Source organism: Candidatus Thiothrix phosphatis (genome assembly GCF_035668035.1).
Taxonomy (GTDB): domain Bacteria; phylum Pseudomonadota; class Gammaproteobacteria; order Thiotrichales; family Thiotrichaceae; genus Thiothrix; species Thiothrix phosphatis.
In genome coordinates this window covers 1-22,707 of sequence record NZ_JAYMYJ010000160.1, presented here as the reverse complement: position 1 = coordinate 22,707, position 22,707 = coordinate 1, and the positions used below count along the sequence as shown (strand labels likewise).

Here is a 22,707-nt window from a genome sequence, read left to right as displayed (position 1 = left end):
GTGTCTGCCTGGCCTGTCTTGTTGTCAACAAGCTGTGGATAACATTCCATGCAAAACTTATCCACAGCTTGTCAGCAGGTTTATCCCTGGGGTTATCCTCAGCTTGTTAAGGTGCGGAACAAGATGCGGTATTCCTCCTCCAGCTTGGGGTCTGACCCCCGCAGTTCTGCAACCTTGCGTTGGGCGTGCAGTACGGTGGTATGGTCGCGGCCACCAAATTCATCGCCGATTTCGGGCAAACTGTGATTGGTCAGCTCCTTGGCCAATGCCATGGCAATTTGGCGCGGCCGCGCCAGTGAGCGGGTGCGGCTTTTGGAATCCATATCGGTTATCCGGATATTGTAATATTGCGCCACCACCTTCTTGATGTTGGCGACCGACACCATCTTGTCCTGGCTGGCCAACTGGTCGCGCAGGGCATTCTGCACAAAATCCATGGTCACATGGGCGACGCACTTGAGGCGCATGCTGGCGATTACCCGTTGCAATGCGCCTTCCAAGTCGCGGATATTGGAGTGGAAGCGCTTGCCGATGAAGAAACTGACATCGTTGGGCAGGCGCAAACCGGCGTCTTCGGCTTTCTTGCGCAGGATGGCGACACGGGTTTCCATATCCGGCGATTCGATCTGTACAGTCAACCCCCAGTTGAAGCGGGTCTTCAGGCGGTCTTCAATCCCTTCAAGGTCGCGTGGGAATTTGTCGCTGGCAAGGATGATACGTTTCTGGCCTTCCAGTAAGGCATTGAAGGTATGGAAGAACTCTTCCATTGAGCGGTCTTTGCCAGCAAAAAATTGGATGTCGTCAATCAGCAGCGCGTCGACGCTACGGTAGTATTGCTTGAATTCTTCCATCCGCGAATTGCGGATGGCGGAAATCATGTCATTGACGAAGCGCTCGGCATAAACGTAAATCACCCGCGCCCCAGCCTCCCGTTCCATGATGCGGTTGCCAATGGCATGCATCAGATGGGTTTTGCCAAGCCCGACCCCGCCATAAATGAACAGTGGGTTATACGTGGTGTCAGGGTGGTCGCCGACCTGTTGGGCGGCGGCGCAAGCCAGTTGGTTGGATTTGCCTTCGATAAAATTGTCAAAGGTCATGCGCGGGTTCAAGGCATTGGTGAAACGCTCGCTGATCGGCGTGGGTGTGGAAGGCGCTGGCGTTTGCCCAGTGTTTGTGTTTGGTCCGGGCAACACCGCAGGATGGGCAGGCGTTGTCGGCGGTGTTTGGCTGGCAGCGGATGGCGTCACCGTGGGCGGCGCAGAAGAGCCAATCTGCAGCAACACGTCAAATGCGTTGTCGCCGGTCAGGATGCGGGAATGGAACAGGATGCGCGGCAGGTATTGTTCATGCACCTGTTGCAGGACAATGGTGTTAGGTGCCAGCAGATACAGGGCGTGCCGCTTTTCAACCGCATGCAGGGACCGCAGCCAAGTGTTGATTTCATAGGCAGGGACTTCCTGTTCAAGCTGTTGTAAGCATTGTTGCCAGAGCATAGCAAAACGGTTCCAGGGTGATTGAAACGGATGGGAAATGCGGTGTTGGAACCCTCAATTATAGACGTCCGGCAGAGTTATCCACAAGCGCAAGCTAGCGCCGCCACTTGATCACGGGCTTGACAAAATTAGTGCAATCCCTTAATGTGCCTCACCTTTTTGGCTGGTCAGGAAGTTGAAATTTTTTCTGGGCAGCACAATCAACGGTTTTATGAATCATCTGGTGTTTTGTCATGAAAAGAACCTATCAACCAAGCAAGCTGCATCGCGCCCGCACCCACGGCTTTCGCGCCCGCATGGCGACGGCTGATGGCCGTAAGGTATTGAGCGCCCGCCGCGCCAAAGGCCGCGCACGCCTGATCCCGTAAGGCGCTGGTTACCGACCGGCAGGAAGTGGCGAGCTTCCCGCGCAATGTGCGCCTGACCCGCCCGGAACAGTTCCAGCGGGTTTTCCAGCACGGCAAGCGCCTTCATGTCAATGGCCTGGGAGCGCGCGTAGTTTTGAACCAGGATGGGTTTCCCCGGCTGGGGATGGCGATTGCCAAGAAAACGTTGCGGCGGGCTCATGAACGTAACCGCATCCGGCGGCTGGTGCGTGAAAGCTTCCGCCAACATCAAGGATCCCTTCCATCTGTCGACATCGTGGTCATGTGCCGCGCTGAAGTCCTCACCATGAGCAACACGGAGCTTTTCCAGCAACTGGAAGGTTTATGGTTGCGTTTGCACAAGCTATACTCTGCCGGGTCTGGGCAAACCGCTGGATCTGCCCTGCCCTAACCGTTAATAACCGGATTGCGTTACCCATGGATTCCCAACGTCCCCTCCTGTATCTCATGCTGCTGTTCGTCTTGTTCCTGACTTGGACAACTTGGCAGCAAGATCATGCGCCAAAACCGCCGACAACGGCAGCCACCTTGTCCAGCGCACCTGCTGCCAACGGCAATGTGCAGGATGTGCCAACGGCAAGTGCCGCCGCTTTGCCAGGCCAGGAGGCTAACGCCGCTGGCGGGCAAACAGTCACAGTGCGCACTGACAAACTGTTGCTTAGGATCAATACCCGCGGCGGTGAAATTCTCGAGGCCGATTTGCCGACCTATCCGGTCAGTTTGGATGAGGCAGACAAACCGGTGAAAATTTTGGACTTGCAAGGCCGCAACTACGTGGCCCAGTCCGGTTTGCAGCATCAGGCGATGCCAGGGACAGACGCCAAGGCGCTGGCCCCTGACCATTTGGCTGCCTACACGGCGGCACAGCCTGAATACACATTGGCGGAAGGCCAGAATGAACTGGTGGTGCCGTTGACCTGGCTGGGGGCGAATGGCGTCATGGTGACGAAACGTTTTATTTTTAAGCGCGGCAGTTTTCTGGTGGGGGTTGAACACGAAGTGGCCAACCACTCCGCCAATGTCTGGAGCGGCACGGCTTACGCCCAACTCAAGCACGGCCCGCCCCCGCCACGGACTGGCGGCATGTTGGGTGGTGTCAGTGCCTATGTTGGTGGGGCTTATTATCACGAAGGCAAATTCGCCAAGCTGTCTTTCAGCGACATTGAGAAACTGGCGAAGGAAAATACGCCATTGAATGAAACCGCCAAGAATGGCTGGGTGGCGATGCTGGAGCACTATTTCGTTAGCGCCTGGGTGCCGCCGAATGGGCAGGATGAACAATACTACAGCATGTTGACCCAAACCCAGGGTGTCCCTGGCTACGTGTTGGGGATGCGCAGCCCTGCCCAGCAGATCGCGCCAGGCGCTACGGGCGTTTTCAAGGATAGCTTTTACGTGGGGCCGAAGGATCAGGACACCTTGGCGAAGATTGCCGATGGCCTGGACCTGACGGTGGACTACGGCATTTTCGCCTTCATTTCCAAACCGATTTTCTGGCTGATGCAGTTGATCCACAAGGCTGTGGGCAACTGGGGGTGGACCATCATCCTGCTGACGGTGATCATCAAGGGCGTGTTCTTCTGGCCTTCGGCTGTCAGTTACAAGTCGATGGCGAAAATGAAGGCGATTTCGCCCAAGTTGAAAGACATCAACGAACGTTTTGCAGAGGATCCGCAAGGCAAGCAGCAGGCGATGATGGAGATTTACCGCAAGGAAAAAATCAATCCGCTGGGCGGCTGCCTGCCGATCCTGTTGCAGATTCCGGTGTTCATGGGCTTGTACTGGGTGCTGCTGGAAAGTGTGGAGCTGCGTCAGGCTCCCTGGATCCTGTGGTACAAGGATTTGTCCATCATGGACCCGTATTTCGTGCTGCCGCTGATTTACGGCGCCTCCATGTTCTTCCAGCAGAAGCTCAACCCGCCGCAGGTTGACCCGATGCAGCAGAAAATCTTCCAGTTCATGCCGATCATTTTCACCGTGATGTTCCTGTTCTTCCCGGCGGGCCTGGTCTTGTACTGGGTGGTCAATAGCGGGTTGTCGATGGCCCAACAGTGGTACATCAACAAGAAACTGATCGGCCACGCCTGAGGGTTGGCGTTTCATGTGGGACAATCCCGACACCATCGTAGCGGTGGCGACCCCACAGGGGCGCGGCGGGGTCGGGATTGTCCGGGTTTCCGGCAAGCTGGCTCCTGAGCTTGCTGTCAATATCCTGGGGCTGTCACCTGCCCCGCGTAAAGCACTGCACCGGGTGTTCCGCGCCGCCGACGGGTCGCCGTTGGATGATGGCGTCGCCCTGTTCTTCCCTGCCCCGCATTCGTTTACCGGCGAGGATGTGCTGGAATTGCAGGGGCATGGCGGCCCGTTGGTGCTGGATATGCTGCTACGGCGCTGCGTGGAACTGGGCGCCCGGCTGGCGCGGCCAGGGGAGTTTTCCGAGCGCGCATTCCTCAACGGCAAACTGGATCTGGCGCAAGCGGAAGCCATCGCTGACCTGATTGACTCCGGTTCGGAACAGGCGGCGCGTTCGGCGTTGCGCTCCTTGCAGGGGGAGTTTTCCGCCGCAATTGACACCCTGTTGGCCGGACTGGTTGAGCTGCGCGTGTATGTGGAGGCAGCCCTCGATTTTCCAGATGAGGAAATCGATTTCCTGGCGGACGCCGAAGTCACCCGGCGGCTTGAAAACATCAAACAGCAACTGCAAGTCATTTCCGGCAAGGCGCAACAAGGCAGCCTGCTGCGTGACGGCATGCATTTGGTGATCGCTGGCCGCCCCAACGCAGGCAAATCCAGCCTGCTGAATGCGTTGGCCGGGCAGGAAACCGCGATTGTCACCGACATCGCCGGGACTACCCGCGACGTGTTGCGTGAACGCATCAATCTGGACGGGATGCCACTGCACATTGTCGATACAGCTGGGTTGCGTGATAGTGACGATCCGGTGGAAAAGATCGGCATTGCGCGCGCCTGGCAGGAAATCGGACGCGCCGACCTGCTCCTGTTGCTGGTGGATGACACGGGCCATGAGGAGCCGGAAAACGCCGACATCCTCGCCCGGCTGCCGCCCCACCTGCCACGCATTACCGTGCACAACAAGATTGACCTCAGCGGCAAGGCACCCGGCAAACAGGGCGGACACCTCTACATTTCCGCCAAATACGCCCAGGGGATTGACGCCTTGCGCGCCGAACTCAAGGCTTGCATGGGCTATCAGGGGGAAGTGGAAGACACCTTCATCGCCCGCCGCCGTCACTTGCAGGCATTGGCGGAAACCCAGGCGGCAGTTGGGCGCGCTGAAATCCAGTTGCGCACCTTTAACGCCGGTGAACTGATGGCGGAAGAATTGCGGGCGGCGCAGGAGGCTTTGGGGCAGATCACAGGCAGGTTTACGCCGGATGACCTGCTGGGGGAAATCTTCAGTTCATTCTGCATAGGCAAGTGAGCGCATGAAATTGGCCAGCCTCGCCCAAACGCTGGTGACCACCGTCAGCCATAATGCGCGTATCCGTAAACAGGCCTTGTTCGCTGATGGCGAATTGCCGCCCCTGACCAATTTTTCCCAAGCTACCTTTCCGCCGGGTGAGATCGCCTATGCGCACGCCCACGCCGATATGTTGGAAGTGTTCCTGATCCAGTCCGGCAGCGCCGTGATGACAGTGGATGGTGTGGAATATGCCCTCTTGCCGGGCGGCTGCATTGCGGTGGAACCCGGTGAAACCCATGAATTGCGCAACGCCAGCGCCACTGACCCGCTGGTCGTCACCTACTTCGGCATCCAACTTCCCGCCAACGCCCAACGCGGCGCATCGTGACACGGACGCTGCCCCGCCGCCGTACCAGTACACTGCTGACATAACAGGCAAACCCTCCAAACACCGCCGGTAAGCGGGGTTTGTTCAAGTGGATTCTACCGTTCATCGGTAAAAACGAACAAAAAACGAATCTACGGCAAGTATTTTTGATTTGCCTGCTTCGGTTGTTGTTCGTATATTTGATTCGTGTTTTGTTCGGTTTGTTGGGAAGGAAATCAATATGCTCACACGACGGCAACAACAGATTTGGGACATCATCCAGAACCTGTACGCCCGCAATGGCTACGCACCTACCCTGGATGAAATCGCTGTGGCCAGCGGGATCAACACCCGCAGCACCGTCCACCAACATGTGCAGGCGCTGATCCGGGAAGGCCGCCTGCAACCGGCAGCGGGCAAGCGCGCCTACCGGATGCCGGAGTCGGCAGCGGCGCGTCACCCGCAACTGGCGCTGGGTTTGCCGTTGGCTGGGCGCATCGCCGCCGGTAAGCCGATTGAGGCCATTGCGGGCAAGGACGAAATCAACCCGAGCGACATGTTCAGCGGCAATGGCCGTTATGCGCTGGAAGTGCGTGGCGATTCAATGATCAATATCGGTGTCATGGATGGCGATTTCGTCGTCATCCAGCAACAGGACAGTGCCCGCAACGGCGACATCGTGGTGGCGTTGGTGGATCGTGAGGAAGCCACCCTCAAACGCATTTACCGCCTGCCGGATGGCCGTATTGAATTGCGGCCGGAAAACAGCGCCATGCAGCCGATGGTGTATCCCGCCGAGAGCGTACAGGTACAGGGCAAAATGGTCGGCCTGTTCCGCAGCTACTAGGCGTTGGGGGGCTGCCGGGGCGCAGCTTCCCAGGCGTTTGCCAAACCTCTACTCAAAACGGCCCGCAAGCCCGGCGGGTCGGCTCTTGGGCAGCCGCCACCCCGCGCTGCCCATTTTTTTACTATCCAACGCAGATGAAGGAGCCATCGTTATGAATGTGAATCCCGAGATGTCGGCCAGCAATCTGGCCGCTGTTGATCCCGCCACCAACCTGCCCGTGGCGCAAGATACGCCGGATAAGCCGGAATGGGGGCAAGTCTGGAAAGTCACCCGCGCATTGCTGGTGGTATGGGCAGTCGCCGTATGGGGGGTGCTGATCCTGCTGCCAGGCGTGGGGCAGATTGATGATGTGGCCAGCGCCACCTTGCATTTGCCTTACATGCTGATTGGCCTGGTGCTGGTGGGCGCGGTAGTGGCGGCGCACAACCTGCGCGCTGACCGCCATCTGCTGTGGTTCCTGGCGGTGCTGCTGATGCTGGCGGGCTGGATGTAAAAGAAAGGCGTGATGGAAGTTGCCGCTTTCACCACGCCGGGTTCCCGTATCACTGGATAAGTTATGACAGGAGGGATTCATTATGACGGATTCCAATACAAATACCAACCTAGACCGGCCCGCGTATCTGGTTAAAGCCAAGTCATTGCACGACCTGTTGGCGGACTTGCGCAAGGCAGAGGCGTGGTTGTTGCTGGCGGCGCTGGCGGCGTTCTTGGCGTCGGCTTTTTTTGTCATGAAATACTATGTCGGCGGCGAAATGACGCCGCTGGCCTGGACGGGCGAACAGTGGGCCAACGCCATCCTGGGTTTGGGGATCACCGCCGTCATCACGGCGGCGCAGGCATTTTTATACGCCAGTGGTTATAAAGGGCCGGCGGCGGTGATGGCGACTTTTATTGTGGTGTTTTTCGGCCTATTTTCGGAGGTGTCGCAATCGATGGAGCGGGAAGACGCCACGGTGCGCCAGCGTTCGGCCAGCTCGCCGGTCTTTCAGGCGGCGTTGGGCAGCATCCAGAACCTGAGCGCGCAAGCTGCCACCCCAGCCAGTTCCGGGGCACTTTCTTCCGCCAGCGGCAAAGTGGCGCGGCATGAAGCGGAACTGGCGGCGTGCCGGGGCAAATACCGTAGCGCCAGCCGGGTTCAGCAATGCGAGCAGTACGAATACGGCAAGATCGCCGAAGCCAAGGGGGAACTGGCCGCTGCCGAAGCCGCCGCCAATGGCTCCGCCGTGGTGATGGGTTCAGCCCTTACCGCCGCCATCAGCCAGGCCAAGACGCTGGAATATGACGAGGACAAGCACTATGCCATGATCCGCCTGCTCAAAGGCTTGTTCAATATTGGCGGCATTTGGGCTTCGTTTCTGTTTTCAATGATCATTATCGGCACATTTGAATACGCCTTCCATTTTGTGGGCGGTTATGTGGCCGACCATAAACGGGCACTGCTGTTGATGGGGCGCGACACCCGTGGCGAACTGATCCATCCGGAAGCCGGGAAACCGGCTATGGCCGCAGGAACCGCCACCATTTCCCGCGATGTTGGCAAGGCTGAGGAACGCCTGGATCAGGTGGTGCCGGAACGTGCTGTCACTGATGCCAGCAATATGCGCCTTAGCATGAAGGGGGCGGATGGCGCCACTTTCGCCAATGTGTCGGCGGCTTCCTCGCCCGTAAATGTTCAGGCGGTGGAGATGCAACAGGATTCGCGGCCAGAGCCGCCGCCCTCCGGCGTCCGTGATCTGACCCGTGAACGCTTTTTCAAGCTGATCTATTTGGAAGTGCGCCCGCGCATCCTCAATGGCGAACTCAAGCCGACGGTGCGGCCCGTGACGGAGGCGGTGACCGATGTCATCCGGAGCCACACGCAAACGCTTGGCCTGCAACCTTCCCTGATCGGCAAACCGGAACGGCAAAAAATTGCTGAAACCATTCTGGAAAAACTGGAGCAGGAAGCCGTGCTGGAACTGAACCCTGACAGCGGTGTCGGAAAATCCAAGTACCTGTTGGCAAGCCGTTGGGTGAACCGGCCTCCGTCGGAAATCCCGCCGCCAAGTCAGGCTGTTCGCTAAACCGTGCATAACAGTCTGACAACGGGTTATTATTAACGCTATTGCCGATCTGGCTGCATTTTATGGCCGGATCGGCTATATATAACCAATTAACCTTTGACTGTCTGCGCGGAAAAGTCATGAAACATACAACATTTGTCGCCACTGCGGGGCTGCTGCTGGCGGCGTCCATTGTCCTGCAACCTGTCCAGGCGGCGCGTTACGGGCCCGTCAAAAGCAATGAAACCTTGTGGGACATCGCCAGCCGCTACCGGCCTGATCATGGTGTCAGCGTGGGGCAAATGATGGAAGCTTTCCGCACCAAAAATCCACATGCATTTGTCCCCGGCCACCCCGGATTGTTGAAGCGTGGCGTTTATTTGGAGATTCCTGCCTTGGCGGGGGAACCGGAGAAGCCCACCGAAGCAGGGCAACAAAAGGCTGCGGAGCCACAATCCCCGCCTGCCAGTGAAAAATCGGCGGGCAAGCCGGATAAATCCGCCAGCGTCGCCAGTTTGCAGGCTGAAATCCAGACCCTGCGCACCCAGCTCAAGGATGAGCAGAAACACAGTTCCAGTTTGGATGAGCAGCTCAAGCAATTGCAGGACACGTCGAAAGCAACGGCTAAAACGCCTGCTGACAACCAACAGGTGACCAAATTGCAGTCTGACCTGTTGATTAAATTGCAGACTGATGTGGCGGATCTCAAACAGCAGTTGGAAAAGAAGGATGCGCGCATCACCGAATTGCAGGCTGCTTCCGCCAAAGTCGCCAAACCGGAGGCCGGTGAGACAGGTGCGGGGGCCTCCAAGGCGAAACAAGCCAATGCCGCCCTGCAAGCTGAACTGACGGAGCTAAAGCAGTTGTTGGAACAGCGGGACACCCATATCCAGAACCTGCAAGCATCCCTGCGTGAAGCCAGCATTTCCATCAAACGCCAGTTTACGGAAAACCAGGAACTGCATGACCAACTCAAAACGCTCAAGCCTGAAGCCGCCACCGTTGAACCCAAACCGCCAGCGGAGCCGGGCGCGGCGGCTGCGCCCAGCCTGACCCTGACTGCCCCGGAAACGGAGCCTGCGTCCGTCACCGGAGAGAAACAAGCGGCGGAGAGTACGCCGGTTTTTGCTGATCAAATTCCACCCGCCCCCACCAACACCGAGGATAAGCCCCAGCCGGACAAGAAGCCGGTTTCCCTACAGAACATGTTGGAGCAACAAGTGGCTGGCAAAGGTGGCGTGGGTACGGATGAAAAGCCGCTTTCCCCGTCCCGTGTATCCGTGGCGGTGGCGTTGATTTCCTTGATGTTTGTCCTGGCGTTGGCGTGGCGCTCTTACTCGCAGCAGCGCGCCTTGCGGCAGGAGGAAACCCGCCTGCGCAATTCCTTGGGCAACGATGCTGGTTGATTCCCCGCCAGCAACCGTGGTCTTGTTGCACGGCATCTGGATGCGCCCGCTGATGTTGCAATCCCTGGCAAGCCGGTTGGGTGCCGCCGGTTATGCGGTGAAAACGCCAAGTTATGCTTCCGTCAGTTGCACGCCTGCGCAGAATGCTGAGTCCTTATTCCGGTTTATCCAGACATTATCCACCGATGCCCTGCATATTGTCGGCCATAGCCTGGGGGGTGTCGTTGCTTTGCACCTGTTGGCGCAGCATCCAGAATTGCCGCCAGGGCGGTTGGTGACGTTGGGGACGCCGGTGCAAGGCAGCCGGGTCGCCCGAGTCCTGCAACCTTTGCCGGGATTGGGGATGGCGTTTGGGCGCAGCATGACGGAGGGCCTTTCCGGGGATGGTGTCCCCACAACTCTCAAGCGTGAATGGGGTGCAGTGGTTGGCGTTGCGCCGTTTGGCCTGGGCGCGCCTTTTTTGTGGGGCGAGGCGAATGACGGTGCAGTGCGGGTCTGTGAGGCGGAGCATCCCGCACAAACGGAACGGACTTATCTGCGCCTTTCCCATACTGCCCTGCTGTTTTCCGCGCAGGCTTACGGGCAAGTTCTGAGTTTTCTGCAAACCGGGCATTTCAGCCGCCAATCAACTCCAGCAAGCGGCGGGTAACAGCCGCTGCGTCTTGTGTCTCTGCCCCACTTAGGTTTTCCAGCCGGTTATGGCTGTTGCTGTTGCCCAGGATGCCGGTCAGCTCGGGTTCGGTGGCCGGGTAAAGCGCCAACCCTGGTTTGTCCAATGCGGCGGCAATATGCATCAGGCCGGTGTCCATGCCGATGACGCCAATTGCGCCTTGCAGTATGGCGGCCAGATCGTTCAGGCTGCTGCGGGGCAACACTTGTACGTTGGCGTTGGTTTGGAGCAGCCGTCCGGCGCGTTCCCGTTCGCGCTGGTTGCCCCACGGCAACAGGATATGGATGTCATGTTGCGCCAATGCCTGAATCAGTGTCCGCCAGCAGCTTTCCGGCCATTCCTTGTCTATCCGGCTGGTGCCATGCAGGGCGACGATGTAACGCTTGGGCAACGGCAATGCCAAATGCAGGTAATGTGTCTTGGCGACGCCATAGTTGAGCGGCAGGCTTTCAATCGTGTAATCCAGCGCATGCGCCAACAACAGGCGGTTGCGGGTAATGGCGTGCCGTTGCCGGGAAACACTGAACGTCCGCTGGTAGGACAGGCTGGCGATGGGCTCACGGATACTGTTGCGGTCATAGCCATAGCGTTTGCCCTGCGCCATCCAAGCCAGCAGGGCACTTTTCACCAAGCCTTGGGCATCGATCACAGCGTCGTACTGCGCTGCTTGCAAGTGTTGGCGGAAAGCGCCGATCTCCTGCCAAGTTGTTGTATTGAAAAGGTGTTTGCGCCAACGGCGGATGGCGACCGGGATGACGTTCTTGATGGCCGGATGCCAAGCAGGCGCTTCGGCAAAGCCTTCTTCCACTACCCAGTCGAAGGTCAATCGGGGATGGTAGTGGATTGCGTCAGTAATGGCGGGCAGCATATGTATGACATCGCCCAAGGATGAAGTTTTTATAATCAGAATTTTACGCATGTTGTCATGCTGGCTCCACGTGAAACATTGTCGTGACCTTGCCGCTACGGATTGTGGATAAGTCTGGCAGGCTGTTGAATATCAGGCGGTTTGGATAGGCTTTACCGTTTATCAGGCCAGCGTATGTCTGGCTTAATCCACAATGAAAAAACATATTTTTCAGACGAAACGTAGTGTTTGTCAGACAATGTGAATATAAAAATAATGTGTAGAGATACTGGGCTTTAAATGATGGGTTGTTTTTCCAGCACCTACCATGAATTATCACAAAGATTTCTCCTGTGGATAACTTCGTGGATAATTGCGGTGAACATGTTCTCGTCCATACCCCCCGAAGTGTATCAGATTGCTGGGGTAATGCTGGAAAAGAAACCCTGGATAAGGTACAAGGCTTGTTTTATGTCATTGATGGGCAACTGGAAAGCAAATGAAATACGACGTATACGGCATCGGCAATGCGCTGGTGGACAAGGAGTTCGAGGTTACGGACGCGTTTTTGGCGGCGCACGGCATCCAAAAAGGCATGATGACGCTGATAGACGAAGCCAGGCAGCAGCAATTGCTGGCCGGGCTCAGTGAGACGTTCGGCATGAAAAAGCGCGCCAGCGGTGGCTCCGCCGCCAACAGCATCGTGGCGGTCAGCCAATTCGGCGGCAAGGCTTTTTACGCCTGTAAGGTGGCGAATGACGAAACCGGCGAATTTTACATGCACGACCTGCATGCGGCGGGAGTCGTCACCAAGCTGGATCAGGTGCGTTCCGCCAACGAAGGCGTCACCGGCAAGTGCATGGTGATGGTCACGCCGGACGCCGAGCGCACCATGAACACGTTCCTGGGGATTACGGCGGATTTTTCCGAAGCGGAACTGCACCTGGAAGAGCTTAAACAGGCCAACTACTTGTATATCGAAGGTTATCTGGTGACATCCGAATTGTCGCGGGCGGCCGTGCTGAAGGCGCGTGCAGTGGCGCGGGAGCACGGCGTAAAAACTGCCATGACCTTTTCCGACCCGTCGATGGTGACGTATTTCGGCGACGGTGTGCGCCAGATGTTGGGGGATGGGGTGGACATCCTGTTCTGCAACCGCGAGGAAGCCTGCACCTTTACCGGCAAAACCGACCTGGAAGAAGCGGTCAGCGCCATCAAACCCTATGCAGACAAACTGGTGGTGACCTTGGGCAGCAAGGGTGCCCTAGTGGTGGACGGCAGTGGGCGCACTGAAATTGCGGCGCATCCGGCCAAAGCAGTGGACACCAATGGCGCGGGCGACATGTTTGCAGGCGCTTTCCTGTATGGGGTTGCGCAGGGCATGGACAATGCGCGCGCAGGCAAACTCGCCAGTCTGGCGGCGTCCCGCATTGTCACCGTGTTCGGCGCACGCCTGAGCAAGGAAGCCCATCAGGAAGTGCTGGCGGCGGTCTGAAACCCTGCCCTGGCCTGTGCCGCATCTTGGGCGATCTGCGCTTTCAGTTCGTCCAGTGAGGCGAATTTCATTTCATCACGGATAAAGGCGACCGGCTCCACGCAGATGTGCTGGCCGTAAACTTGCCGGTCGAAGCCGAACAGGTGGGCTTCCAGCCGGTTTTCCAGCCCATGCACGGTCGGGCGTGCGCCCAGGTTGGCCACGCCTGTGACGGGATGCGTTTCCAGCCCGTAGACCTGCACGGCGTACACGCCCCGGCGCAGCGCCACATGTTGCGGCACCCGCATATTGAGGGTGGGGAACCCCAGGGTGCGCCCGCGCTTGTCGCCATGCCGCACCCGCCCGGAAATGCGGTAAGGCTTGCCCAGCAGTTGCGCCGCCAGTTCCAGTTCCCCCGTGCTCAAGGCCAGCCGGATGCGGGTGCTGCTGACGCGCTCGTCATCGTGCAGGAACGTGGGCGTGTCCACCACCTGCATCCCCTGTTCCGCCCCCATCTGCTGCAACAGGCGGTAATCGCCGCAACGCCCCTTGCCGAAACGGAAATCATCGCCCACCACCAGATAACGCACCTTCAGCCCATCCAGCAGGACATGCTGCACGAAATCTTCCGCCTCCATGCTGGCCAGCCGCCGGTTGAAGCGCAGGCAGACGAAACGGTCGACATTCATCCCGTTCAATAGGCGCAGTTTGTCGCGCAGGGCGTAAATGCGTGGCGGTGGCGGCGAGCGGAACAGCTCGATCGGCAACGGTTCAAAACTGATCACGGTGGCGGGCAGGCCCAAGGCCTGCGCTTTCCATTCAACGTGTTGGATGACGGCCTGATGCCCTTTGTGCAGGCCATCAAAATTGCCGATGGTGGCGACGCAACCGGGGTCGGAAGCAGGGGCTGGGAAGATGCGGCGTATCAGTTTCATCCCGGAAGTTTACCGCAAATCTGCGTTCAGGGGAGAGGCGATGCCCTGCCATTACAAGGGTTTTATGGCTATCTGTTACGCTATGCCAGCGCGCTTGGGCGCGCCCACCAAACAAGAAGGAGAGAACCCATGAACAGCAATAACGCCTCCACCGTCCTGCAAAATGTCGAGCAGCTTGCCCGGCGGCAGGAGGGGCGCATCGGCGGCAATCTGGAATGGCTGCAAACCGCCATGCATCCGTTCTTTTTCAGTTTCAATGAAGATGAGGCCGAAGCGTTGGCGGTATTGGCCAGCGCCCTCAACCGCATACACCGGCTGTCCTACCTGCGCCTGACTGACCGGCCAGAGCGCCTGATGATCGCCCTGCGCGGCTACCCCAATTCCCTGTATGACACCTTGAACCTGCTCAGGAACCGCAGTGCCAGCGGCGGCCTGTCCTACGCGGAGATCAACACCTCGTTGGCACCGCTGCCCGACGACGAAGCGCGCCTGGAAGTCATGCGTTTCGACTATGTGCGCAAGTCGGATGCGGAAATCGCCGAACTGATCCAGGCGCACGCGGCTGAGGAACTGCCGGAGGCGCTCCAGCAGGCGGTCGCCGCCGAATTTACCGGCCAGTTGGCGGATTTTGACCGCAGCAAATTGCACAAGCTGCTGAAATTGTTGTGGATCAACAACCCGCACTACGTCAGCGTCTCCCACCCGGAACGGATCGCCCGCGTCATGTACCTGTACCAGCAAACCTTGCGGCATGGCGGCATCCACCTCGACGTGCAGCCGTTCGACAGCGCCGAAACTGGCGAGACGGCGCGGCTGATGTTCGGCGTCAGCAACCCGCCGCAGCACGATTTCCTGTTGCAGGTGATGGAGGTGTTCAAACGGCTGGGGATTGCGGTCAAACGCGCCTTCATCGTCACCGTCAGCAATGGCGTGTTCCCCAACTTCCTCGCCACCTTCTACGTGAAACCGCGTCAGGAAGGCGCGGTGCTGGAGCGCGGTTCGGCGCTGTTCACCCAGTTGCAGCATGAGCTGTACAACACGCAGATCCTGTCCTCAACCTCCAGCAGCTTCGTCAATCTGGTCGCGACCGGTGCCATGAACGGGCCGGACGCCAGCCTGGTGAAAGCCTTCATCACTTTCGCCCACACCAATCTGGCGCACAGCAACCCGGAACGCTTCGAACCGGCGGGCATCCAGCGCGCGTTCCACAATAACCCGGACTTGAGCATCCATCTGGTGCAATTGTTCCATGCCCGTTTCCAGCCGGACTTCCCCGACCGCGAACAGGCCTACAACCGTTTGCTGGCGGAGGCGCGGGAGACGGTGGCGAATTTCAATACTGGCCGCCGCTTCCTGGATGAAACCCGGCGCATTATTTTCAACTGCACCATCAGTTTCATCACCCGCTGTTTGAAAACCAATTTCTTCGTCCATGAGAAACATGCGCTGGCGTTCCGCCTCGACCCGGCCTATCTGGATGACCTGGCGGCGGAATTCACCAGCGACCTGCCGCCGGAGCGCCCGTTCCGCATCACCTTCTTCTCCGGGCGCAGCGGTTCCGGCTACCACATCGGCTTCTCCGACATCGCCCGGGGCGGCTGGCGCACGCTGATGACGCAGGGGCATGACGATTACATCAACACCGCCAATACCCTGTTCCGCGAAAATTACGTGTTGGCGCACACCCAGCACCTGAAAAACAAGGACATTTACGAAGGTGGCTCGAAAATGGTCACCATCCTCAGCACCCGCCCCGACACGCCGCGCCCGACCGTGTTGCAGTATTTGTACAAGCTGCAATTCGCTTTCACCCACGCCTTCCTCGACCTGTTTGTGACCGAAAACGGCAAGGCCAAAGACCCGAACGTGGTCGATTACTACGGCGAGGAGGAGCCGATCGAGCTGGGGCCGGATGAAAACATGCACGATGTCATGATCGAGCTGATTGCCCAGCAGGCGGTGGAACGCGGCTACATCCTGGGCAAAGGCATCATGTCCAGCAAGAAGGTCGGCATCAACCACAAGGAATACGGCGTCACCTCGATTGGCGTGATCCGCTTCGCCGAAGTCACCCTCCAGGAGGTGCTGGGCATCGACATGCACAAGGACGCTTTCAGCGTGAAATTCACCGGCGGCCCCAATGGCGATGTGGCGGGCAATGGCATGCGCCTGCTGCTGGAGCGCTGCCCCAAGGTGCAGATCAAGCTGATCATCGATGGCACGGGGGCGATTTTCGACCCGCTGGGTCTGGATCATCAGGCGCTGTCGGCGATTGTGCTGCAAAGCGACCTGGACGCGTTTGACCCGCAAGCCCTGCATGTCGGCGGCTATCTCCTGTACCGCAATGTGCAGCGCACCGAGGGCATGCGCAAGCTGCACAAAAAACTGGTCCAGACCAAAAACGGGCTGGAAGAGCACTGGATTTCCCCGGATGAATTTTACACCACCTACAATCGGCTGGTGTTTACGGTGGATGCGGATTTGTTCATCCCGGCGGGCGGGCGGCCAGAAACCATCGCGGCGCACAATGCCGAGCAGTTTTTCAGTAGCGACGGCGCGCCGACGGCACGGGCGATTGTGGAAGGGGCGAATTCCTTCATCACCCCGGATGCGCGCATCGCCCTGCAAAACCGGGGTGTGGTGATCATGCGCGATGCTTCGGCCAACAAGTGCGGGGTGATTTCCTCCTCCTACGAAATCATTGCCAACCTGATGCTAACGGATGAGGAATTCCTGGCCAACAAAGACCGTTATGTCAGCGACGTGCTCGTCATCCTCAACCGGCTGGCAGAGCAGGAGGCGAACCTGATTATCCGCCGTCACCGCACCGCGCAGGGCAGCCTGCCTTACACGGAAATTTCCAGCCAGCTCAGTCGGGAAATCAACACACACTACGCCAAGATGTTCGCCTACTTCCAGGCCAGCCCGGAACTGGCACAGGATGCGCGTTACGAGAAAGCGATCCTCAGCCACATGCCTGCGCTGCTGGGTGAAACGGCGGAATTCCGCGGGCGGGTGGCGCACCTGCCAGCCAAGATCAAGTCTGCGATCCTGGCCAGCAAGCTGTCATCCGCACTGGTGTATTTCAGCGATGACAACAGCGTGTACCGCGACATTATCGAGGCGCAACTGGCGCGGGTGGTGTAGGTTGGCTTGGCCTCCCGATCCCTGCTTTTGCATGGGGGGATCGGGAGTGGCCTATCCCATTAACAGTGGAAAGGCCAGCCAGCTCATGGGCTGGGTTTGCGTTGTGACCATGCATACATGTATTTGTCCCTTGCTTGAAAGGGGGGGGCTAAATGGTGCGGTGCTGGCGGCAAAGCCGAACCGCTGCCGCCTGTTCAGTTAGAATCAAGGAAAATACTGGCAGTATTGCCTGTAACATTCATCATGCATTAAAATTATTATTCCGGGGCAAGCATTCTCTGGCTTAAGCAGTGGTTGAGACTAAATAATAAGGCAATATTAAAATGAATAAAGCATGCCAGCATTCAGCGTTGATACTTGTTGCGTTACTGATCTGGGTTATTCCATTAAGGGCTTCGTTCGCCGCGCCATTTTCCTTTGAAGCCGTTCCTAAACAGGCCATCACCGACAATGGTTGCCCCACCACCAACAACTTTACCATCAACGTGACCGATGACTTTAAAGTCAGTGATTTAAACGTAGGCTTGGCCATCACGCATGCCTACCGTAGTGACCTGGATGTGACGTTGCGCTCCCCTGCTGGGACCAGTGTGGCCCTATTCACTGACGTTGGTGGCAGCGGCTCCAATCTGGATATCCTGCTTGATGATGAGGCGGGGACGGATATTGGTTCGCTGGGCAATTCGCCAAACCATACGGTTGGAACCTCTTTTTACGAAAATGTTTTTAATCCCGAAGGAAGCGCCGCTTTAAGCGCATTCGATGGTGAGAATGCCATCGGTACCTGGACACTCTCCATTTGCGACGATACTAACCAGGATGCGGGTACTATGGAGCGTATTTTGCTTCAGTTTGATGGTGTATCCAATATTGTTGCCGTTCCGGGACATATCTTGGGGACGGTATTCCAGGATTTTGACAGCGACGGCGTCAAGGATAGCGCCAGCGCCACGGATCAACGGACGGATGCGGGTGTGGCGGGCGTCACGGTCACCGCCTACGATGCCAATGGGGCCACTTACTCCGCAGTCACGGATAGTTCAGGGGCTTACAACATTAATGCCAGCGCCGGTACAGGCCCCTTCCGGGTGGAATTCACCACCTTGCCAACAAATTTCTACCCGACATTCCATCAGAGCAACAGCGGCAGTAACAGCAGCGCCCCTAACAGCACGGGCACGACAGCAGGCGCTACGGTGCAATTTTTACCTGCCTCTGTGGTGAGCGCGGGGGCTGCCAATGTCAATCTGGGGGTTAATGAACCTTGCGATTATTGCCAAAACGACCCCTATATGGCCACGCCTGTTGCTATGGGTGGTGACCAGACATCATCAACCTATACGCTAAAAACGTCTGACGCCATCAAGGTCTTCAAGTCGTCAGTCTCAGGCACGTCACCCAGCGTAGTGCAGGGGGCTTCCCAACAGGAAGTGGCGACGACCTATGGGCAAGCGTATGACCGTATGAACAAAAAGCTCTATACGGCAGCGTATATTAAACGTCATACCGGTTTGACAGCGGGTGGCGCTGGGCAGATTTTCCGTACAGATTTGAGCAATCCCGCCGCGCCGGGAGCACCCGCTGCTTGGGTGACGATCCCCAATGTTGGCTTTTCTTCCTCAAACAGTTCGCGTGGGTTGCCTGCTAGCCCGGCAACGGTAGCCTCACGGGACCCGTTGGTCATGAGCGCAGTCGGAAAAGCGGGTTTGGGGGACATTGATATCAGCGATGACTTGTCCACCCTGTATGCGATGAACTTGTATGACAAGAGCATTTATCCGGTCGACACCAAGACCGGAACGGTGGGGACGCCTATTGTGGTGCCTGCCGCGACGTGCACACAAGGGGTATGGCGGCCATTCGCCTTGAAGGTGCGTCGGGGCACGCTGTATGCCGGGGGGGTCTGTGACGGTTCCGGTGCCAGCGCGACGACGCTGAACCTGAGCATGCAGATTTTCCCCTATGATCTGGTCACCAAGACTTGGGGGGCTGGGTTGTTTGCTGGCAATGGCGCTTCGCTGGATTATGACGGTGTTGCGGGCAATGCTGACCGTGGTTGCGGGCTTGTCTATTCCCAGCAAGGCTATACGCCGCCGCCGCCCGTAGGGTGCAGCTGGGAGGTATGGAACGATAGCCTGACGACAACAGATACTTTTGGCATGTACGGGTTACGCCCTATGCCGATGTTGACGGATATTGAATTCGACCAGAAGAATAACCTGGTTCTCGGGCTACGTGACCGTTGGGGTGACTTGACTGGATACAAGCAATGTACCTTGAGCGGTTCGGGGAGCACTTGCTCCAGCCCCAACTTTTCCGGCATTTCAGTCGGTGATATTTTGCGCGCCACACCTAGCGGCAGTGTCTGGGTATTGGAAACCCTGACGCCGCAAAGGACTGAGTTTTTCACCGATGATGAAATTGTCAGTACGATTATCAATAGTAGCGGCAATGAGCGCATTGAGCACCAGGAGACGGCTTTAGGGTCACTGGCTTACCAGCCTGGGGCAACGGGTGTGGCCTCCACCCTCTATGATCCGCTTAACCTGTATTCAGCAGGCGTCACTTGGTTTTCCAACGATACTGGCCAGGCGGCGCAGGAAGTTGAGCTGGTGGCCAACACGGATAATTTGTCATTGTTTGGTAAGGGCAACGGGCTGGGCGATATTGAATACCTGTGCGACCCTGCGCTTATCGAAATCGGCAACCGGGTGTGGGTGGACAGTGATGGGGATGGCATACAAGACCCTAATGAAGCGCCCATCAGCGGCGTCATTGTCGAGCTGTATAAGAATGGCGTTAAAATAGGCCAAACCACCACGGATGCTTTGGGCGAATATTATTTCACGAGCGGGACCAATGCCACCGATGCCAATACCAATGACAATGTCATCCATAACAATGGTGTTGGCATTATTCCGGGGACAGGCGTGGCAGGCGGCAATTCTGAATACGAAATCCGGATCCCCAATGTCATTGGCGGCAGCAAGCAGGCGGTATTGGGGGTCAACGGGCTGACGCAGGCCAATGCCATGGCGAATGACAGCATTGATTCGGATGGCAGCATTCCTGGCGGGCAAACCTACGCCAGCTACAGCATCCCTTACGCCGACTTAGGCAGTTTTGGTTACAACCACCATACGTATGATTTCGGCTTCGCACCGCCGCAAAACGTCGATATTGCACTGGTTAAAACGCTGGACAAGTCCACTGCCCGACATGGCGACACGGTGGTTTATACCTTGACCGCCAGCAATACCAGCAGCACGAACGCCAGCGGCGTACAGGTCACCGATATGCTGCCTGCGGGCTTGAGCTACGTTGCTGATGATGGCGCGGGGGCTTATGACCATAACAGCGGATTATGGAACATTGGCAACTTGGGGGCTGGTGCCAATGCCGTGCTGAACATCACCGCACAAGTCAACTAAGTGGGCAGTTTGTAGGGCTGCATGGCATTGGCGGGCAGCGTCAGCTGTCGCCAAACCGCCACGGCAGTGTTTCCCCCGCCCGGTACGGCGCTACCGCCAAGCCACCTTCACCGATCACCGCAGGCACCGCCTGCGGCTGCTTCCGCAACGTGATCTTCCGTGGATTGGCTGGCAGGCCATAGAACGCCGGGCCGTTCAGGGAGGCAAACGCTTCGAGCTTGTCCAGTGCGTTTTCTTCGTCAAATACCTGCACGTAGTTTTCCAGCGCATGGGGCGCACTGAAAATGCCTGCGCAGCCACAGGCGCTTTCCTTGTCGGTGACGGCATGGGGGGCGGTGTCGGTGCCGAGGAAGAATTTGGGGCTGCCGGAGGTTGCGGCTTGGCGCAACGCGAGGCGGTGCTGTTCCCGTTTGGCGACCGGCAAACAGTACAAGTGCGGTTTGATGCCGCCAACCAGCATGTCGTTACGGTTGATTTGCAGGTGATGCACGGTGATGGTGGCGGCAAGGTTGGCGCTGGCTGCCGCGACAAATTCCGCCGCATCTTGGGTGGTGATGTGTTCCAGCACCACTTTCAGTTCCGGCATATCGTCCAGCAGCGGCTGTAAAACGGCGTCAAGGAAAACCGCTTCACGGTCGAAAATATCAATGTCGTTGCCAACCATTTCGCCATGCACCAGCAAGGGCATGCCGATCGCCTGCATCACTTCCAGCACCGGGTAGATTTTCCTGATGTCGGTGACGCCTGCGGCGGAATTGGTGGTGGCGTTGGCCGGGTAAAGCTTGGCGGCGGTGAAGATGCCTTCGCCATGCCCGTTTTTCAGCTCCTGCGCGTCGATGGTGTCAGTCAGGTAAGCCGTCATCAATGGGGTGAAATCCGGGTAAGCCTGGGTCGCTTGCAGGATACGCCCACGGTAAGCCGCCGCTTGTGCGGTCGTGGTCACGGGTGGCTTGAGGTTGGGCATGATGATCGCGCGGCCAAACTGGCGCGCGGTGTAAGGGGCGACCTGTTTGAGCATGTCGCCATCGCGCAAGTGTGCGTGCCAGTCGTCGGGCTGGGTGATGGTCAGGGTGTCTGTGGTCATGGTGGTTGCCTCCGCCAGTGATAGTGGGGGTTTCAAGCCGTTTAGGAAAGCGCAGCCAGATTGAGCTTGCCGTCACGCACTGGCGGGCACCAAAAATAACTGCCAGTCACCGGCTGGGTGAAGCTGAACAGGCCATCCACAATGCCATCATCCGCGCCGACCATGTGCGCCAACAATGTCTCGAACGCGGCGAAACTATGGCCAAAGGCGACAAACACCAGCCCTTCCTGGGTTTCATTCGACCAGGGCATGGAGCGGCGCACGACAAAGGCTTCCGGTTCGAAACTTTCCTGCGCGGTGCGCTTGACGTGCGCGGACTCGGGCGCATCTTCCAATTCCTCGTTGCTTTCCCGGTCACGGCCAAAGGTGTCATTTTGCGCCTGCGGCGTTTTGGCTTGGAAAGCGTCCAGATCATGTTCCCAAATTTGCACGGCGACGAAGCTGGAGCCTGCCAGCGCGCTATTTTTGGATTGCAGGAACAGGGTGTCGATGGCGTCTTCGCCTTTGGGGTTTTCGGTGCCGTCCTCATAGCCGCTGAGGTCGAGGCTGGCGGCGTATTTGAAGGCGTCACAGGTGCGCCCGAGTGTGAATGCCGGAGCCAGCACCGAGCGGACTTGACGCGCTTTGTGCAACAGCACGCCCCGGTCTGACCCACGCAGCCAGCACCACAGCGCGTAAGGTGTGGAAGGCGTGGCCACGCCTTTGCCTTCAAATATCGGCATGGTGGCCATCCCCGGAATGCTGGCGCCGATGGCGTTGAGCAGGGTTTGCCCCAAGCCAATGACAATATCACCCCCATTGGTGATGTCAGCCAGCGCGTGCAGGCATGGCCGCGGATCACTTCCCGGTTTCAGGCGAAAGAACAAGTAACGGGCAGCGAGGGGAATGTCTTCAAGGATACCGGGTTGATACGTCATGGTTTTGTTCCTGTTTTAAACACGGGCTTTATTGTACGTGGCAGGGGCGGGGTGTCCATGAGCGATAGCAATTCTGGGGCAAACAATTTTCGCCATCGTAGTGTTGCGGGGATGAGCGGCTTGACGAACATTTCAAATGGGAATAAATTCCCATTTGAAATAAAGCGGATGATGTTACCTATTAATCTATTGGGAAATCCCCCGGCTTTGCCGGGGAGACGTGCATAGTTTGAC

Annotated in this window: 19 protein-coding genes; 13 read left to right on the top strand and 6 right to left on the bottom strand. The window is 57.8% G+C overall.

The window, feature by feature from the left end:
* Positions 1–98 precede the first annotated feature (98 nt).
* Positions 99–1,496 (bottom strand): chromosomal replication initiator protein DnaA, encoded by a 1,398-nt coding sequence (gene dnaA / locus VSS37_RS20810; protein WP_324698344.1) that lies wholly within the window; start codon positions 1,494–1,496, stop codon positions 99–101.
* 233 nt (positions 1,497–1,729) lie between these two features.
* On the opposite strand from dnaA, the gene rpmH reads away from it, so the two are divergent.
* From rpmH to VSS37_RS20760, 10 genes are all read left to right on the top strand, one after another.
* Entirely contained in the window at positions 1,730–1,864 is a 135-nt protein-coding gene (rpmH, locus tag VSS37_RS20805; RefSeq protein ID WP_324698342.1) for a 50S ribosomal protein L34, read from the top strand.
* Between the two features lie 25 nt (positions 1,865–1,889).
* Positions 1,890–2,273: a ribonuclease P protein component gene (gene rnpA / locus VSS37_RS20800; RefSeq protein ID WP_324698340.1), complete on the top strand. Its 384-nt coding sequence runs from the start codon at positions 1,890–1,892 to the stop codon at positions 2,271–2,273.
* A 26-nt stretch (positions 2,274–2,299) separates the two neighbouring features.
* On the top strand, positions 2,300–3,970 hold the full coding sequence (gene yidC / locus VSS37_RS20795; RefSeq protein ID WP_324698338.1) for a membrane protein insertase YidC: 1,671 nt from the start codon (positions 2,300–2,302) through the stop codon (positions 3,968–3,970).
* Between the two features lie 13 nt (positions 3,971–3,983).
* The gene (mnmE, locus tag VSS37_RS20790) at positions 3,984–5,324 is read left to right on the top strand and encodes a tRNA uridine-5-carboxymethylaminomethyl(34) synthesis GTPase MnmE (protein WP_324698337.1); all 1,341 of its coding nucleotides are present in this window, start codon (positions 3,984–3,986) and stop codon (positions 5,322–5,324) included.
* 4 nt (positions 5,325–5,328) lie between these two features.
* Positions 5,329–5,694, top strand: coding sequence for a cupin domain-containing protein (locus tag VSS37_RS20785; protein WP_324698335.1), 366 nt, complete (start codon positions 5,329–5,331; stop codon positions 5,692–5,694).
* 220 nt (positions 5,695–5,914) lie between these two features.
* Positions 5,915–6,520: a transcriptional repressor LexA gene (lexA, locus tag VSS37_RS20780; RefSeq protein WP_324698332.1), complete on the top strand. Its 606-nt coding sequence runs from the start codon at positions 5,915–5,917 to the stop codon at positions 6,518–6,520.
* A 151-nt stretch (positions 6,521–6,671) separates the two neighbouring features.
* A complete protein-coding gene (locus tag VSS37_RS20775) occupies positions 6,672–7,013 on the top strand; it encodes a hypothetical protein (RefSeq protein WP_324698330.1) in 342 nt (113 codons plus the stop codon).
* An 82-nt stretch (positions 7,014–7,095) separates the two neighbouring features.
* Positions 7,096–8,583, top strand: a complete 1,488-nt coding sequence (locus VSS37_RS20770) for a hypothetical protein (RefSeq protein WP_324698329.1) — start codon at positions 7,096–7,098, stop codon at positions 8,581–8,583.
* Between the two features lie 119 nt (positions 8,584–8,702).
* On the top strand, positions 8,703–9,968 hold the full coding sequence (locus tag VSS37_RS20765; RefSeq protein ID WP_324698328.1) for a FimV/HubP family polar landmark protein: 1,266 nt from the start codon (positions 8,703–8,705) through the stop codon (positions 9,966–9,968).
* Entirely contained in the window at positions 9,958–10,617 is a 660-nt protein-coding gene (locus VSS37_RS20760; RefSeq protein ID WP_324698327.1) for an esterase/lipase family protein, read from the top strand. Before VSS37_RS20765 ends, VSS37_RS20760 begins: the two co-directional genes overlap by 11 nt.
* On the opposite strand, the gene waaC is transcribed toward VSS37_RS20760, so the two are convergent.
* Positions 10,583–11,557: a lipopolysaccharide heptosyltransferase I gene (gene waaC, locus VSS37_RS20755; RefSeq protein ID WP_324698325.1), complete on the bottom strand. Its 975-nt coding sequence runs from the start codon at positions 11,555–11,557 to the stop codon at positions 10,583–10,585. The two genes, VSS37_RS20760 and waaC, sit on opposite strands and share 35 nt — an antisense overlap.
* Positions 11,558–11,984: 427 nt before the next feature.
* Between waaC and VSS37_RS20750 the strand changes: the two genes are divergently transcribed.
* Positions 11,985–12,980 carry an adenosine kinase gene (locus tag VSS37_RS20750; RefSeq protein ID WP_324698323.1) on the top strand — a complete coding sequence of 332 codons (996 nt, stop codon included), beginning with the start codon at positions 11,985–11,987 and terminating at the stop codon, positions 12,978–12,980.
* Here VSS37_RS20750 and ribF read toward each other — a convergent pair.
* The gene (gene ribF, locus VSS37_RS20745) at positions 12,956–13,894 is read right to left on the bottom strand and encodes a bifunctional riboflavin kinase/FAD synthetase (protein WP_324698321.1); all 939 of its coding nucleotides are present in this window, start codon (positions 13,892–13,894) and stop codon (positions 12,956–12,958) included. The two genes, VSS37_RS20750 and ribF, sit on opposite strands and share 25 nt — an antisense overlap.
* A gap of 129 nt (positions 13,895–14,023) precedes the next feature.
* Here ribF and VSS37_RS20740 point away from each other — a divergent pair, with 129 nt between their 5' ends.
* Entirely contained in the window at positions 14,024–17,041 is a 3,018-nt protein-coding gene (locus VSS37_RS20740; RefSeq protein WP_324698319.1) for an NAD-glutamate dehydrogenase domain-containing protein, read from the top strand.
* A gap of 323 nt (positions 17,042–17,364) precedes the next feature.
* Positions 17,365–20,472, top strand: a complete 3,108-nt coding sequence (locus tag VSS37_RS20735) for an SdrD B-like domain-containing protein (protein ID WP_324698317.1) — start codon at positions 17,365–17,367, stop codon at positions 20,470–20,472.
* A 40-nt stretch (positions 20,473–20,512) separates the two neighbouring features.
* On the opposite strand, the gene pyrC is transcribed toward VSS37_RS20735, so the two are convergent.
* From pyrC to VSS37_RS20720, 3 genes are all read right to left on the bottom strand, one after another.
* Positions 20,513–21,556 (bottom strand): dihydroorotase, encoded by a 1,044-nt coding sequence (pyrC, locus tag VSS37_RS20730; RefSeq protein ID WP_324698315.1) that lies wholly within the window; start codon positions 21,554–21,556, stop codon positions 20,513–20,515.
* 41 nt (positions 21,557–21,597) lie between these two features.
* Positions 21,598–22,473: a Dyp-type peroxidase gene (locus VSS37_RS20725; protein ID WP_324698314.1), complete on the bottom strand. Its 876-nt coding sequence runs from the start codon at positions 22,471–22,473 to the stop codon at positions 21,598–21,600.
* Positions 22,470–22,707: hypothetical protein (locus VSS37_RS20720; protein WP_324698312.1), on the bottom strand; the 238-nt coding region annotated here is incomplete at its 5' end. The genes VSS37_RS20725 and VSS37_RS20720, both read right to left, overlap by 4 nt.

Bases quoted from the DNA above. Each gene is read 5' to 3' on its own strand.
- VSS37_RS20750 (WP_324698323.1), top strand. From the start codon at position 11,985: ATGAAATACGACGTATACGGCATCGGCAATGCGCTGGTGGACAAGGAG.
- VSS37_RS20785 (WP_324698335.1), top strand. From the start codon at position 5,329: ATGAAATTGGCCAGCCTCGCCCAAACGCTGGTGACCACCGTCAGCCAT.
- VSS37_RS20760 (WP_324698327.1), top strand. From the start codon at position 9,958: ATGCTGGTTGATTCCCCGCCAGCAACCGTGGTCTTGTTGCACGGCATC.
- VSS37_RS20735 (WP_324698317.1), top strand. From the start codon at position 17,365: ATGAATAAAGCATGCCAGCATTCAGCGTTGATACTTGTTGCGTTACTG.
- lexA (WP_324698332.1), top strand. From the start codon at position 5,915: ATGCTCACACGACGGCAACAACAGATTTGGGACATCATCCAGAACCTG.
- ribF (WP_324698321.1), bottom strand. From the start codon at position 13,894: ATGAAACTGATACGCCGCATCTTCCCAGCCCCTGCTTCCGACCCCGGT.
- VSS37_RS20740 (WP_324698319.1), top strand. From the start codon at position 14,024: ATGAACAGCAATAACGCCTCCACCGTCCTGCAAAATGTCGAGCAGCTT.
- mnmE (WP_324698337.1), top strand. From the start codon at position 3,984: ATGTGGGACAATCCCGACACCATCGTAGCGGTGGCGACCCCACAGGGG.
- waaC (WP_324698325.1), bottom strand. From the start codon at position 11,557: ATGCGTAAAATTCTGATTATAAAAACTTCATCCTTGGGCGATGTCATA.
- VSS37_RS20725 (WP_324698314.1), bottom strand. From the start codon at position 22,473: ATGACGTATCAACCCGGTATCCTTGAAGACATTCCCCTCGCTGCCCGT.
- pyrC (WP_324698315.1), bottom strand. From the start codon at position 21,556: ATGACCACAGACACCCTGACCATCACCCAGCCCGACGACTGGCACGCA.
- VSS37_RS20770 (WP_324698329.1), top strand. From the start codon at position 7,096: ATGACGGATTCCAATACAAATACCAACCTAGACCGGCCCGCGTATCTG.
- rpmH (WP_324698342.1), top strand. From the start codon at position 1,730: ATGAAAAGAACCTATCAACCAAGCAAGCTGCATCGCGCCCGCACCCAC.
- dnaA (WP_324698344.1), bottom strand. From the start codon at position 1,496: ATGCTCTGGCAACAATGCTTACAACAGCTTGAACAGGAAGTCCCTGCC.
- yidC (WP_324698338.1), top strand. From the start codon at position 2,300: ATGGATTCCCAACGTCCCCTCCTGTATCTCATGCTGCTGTTCGTCTTG.
- VSS37_RS20775 (WP_324698330.1), top strand. From the start codon at position 6,672: ATGAATGTGAATCCCGAGATGTCGGCCAGCAATCTGGCCGCTGTTGAT.
- VSS37_RS20765 (WP_324698328.1), top strand. From the start codon at position 8,703: ATGAAACATACAACATTTGTCGCCACTGCGGGGCTGCTGCTGGCGGCG.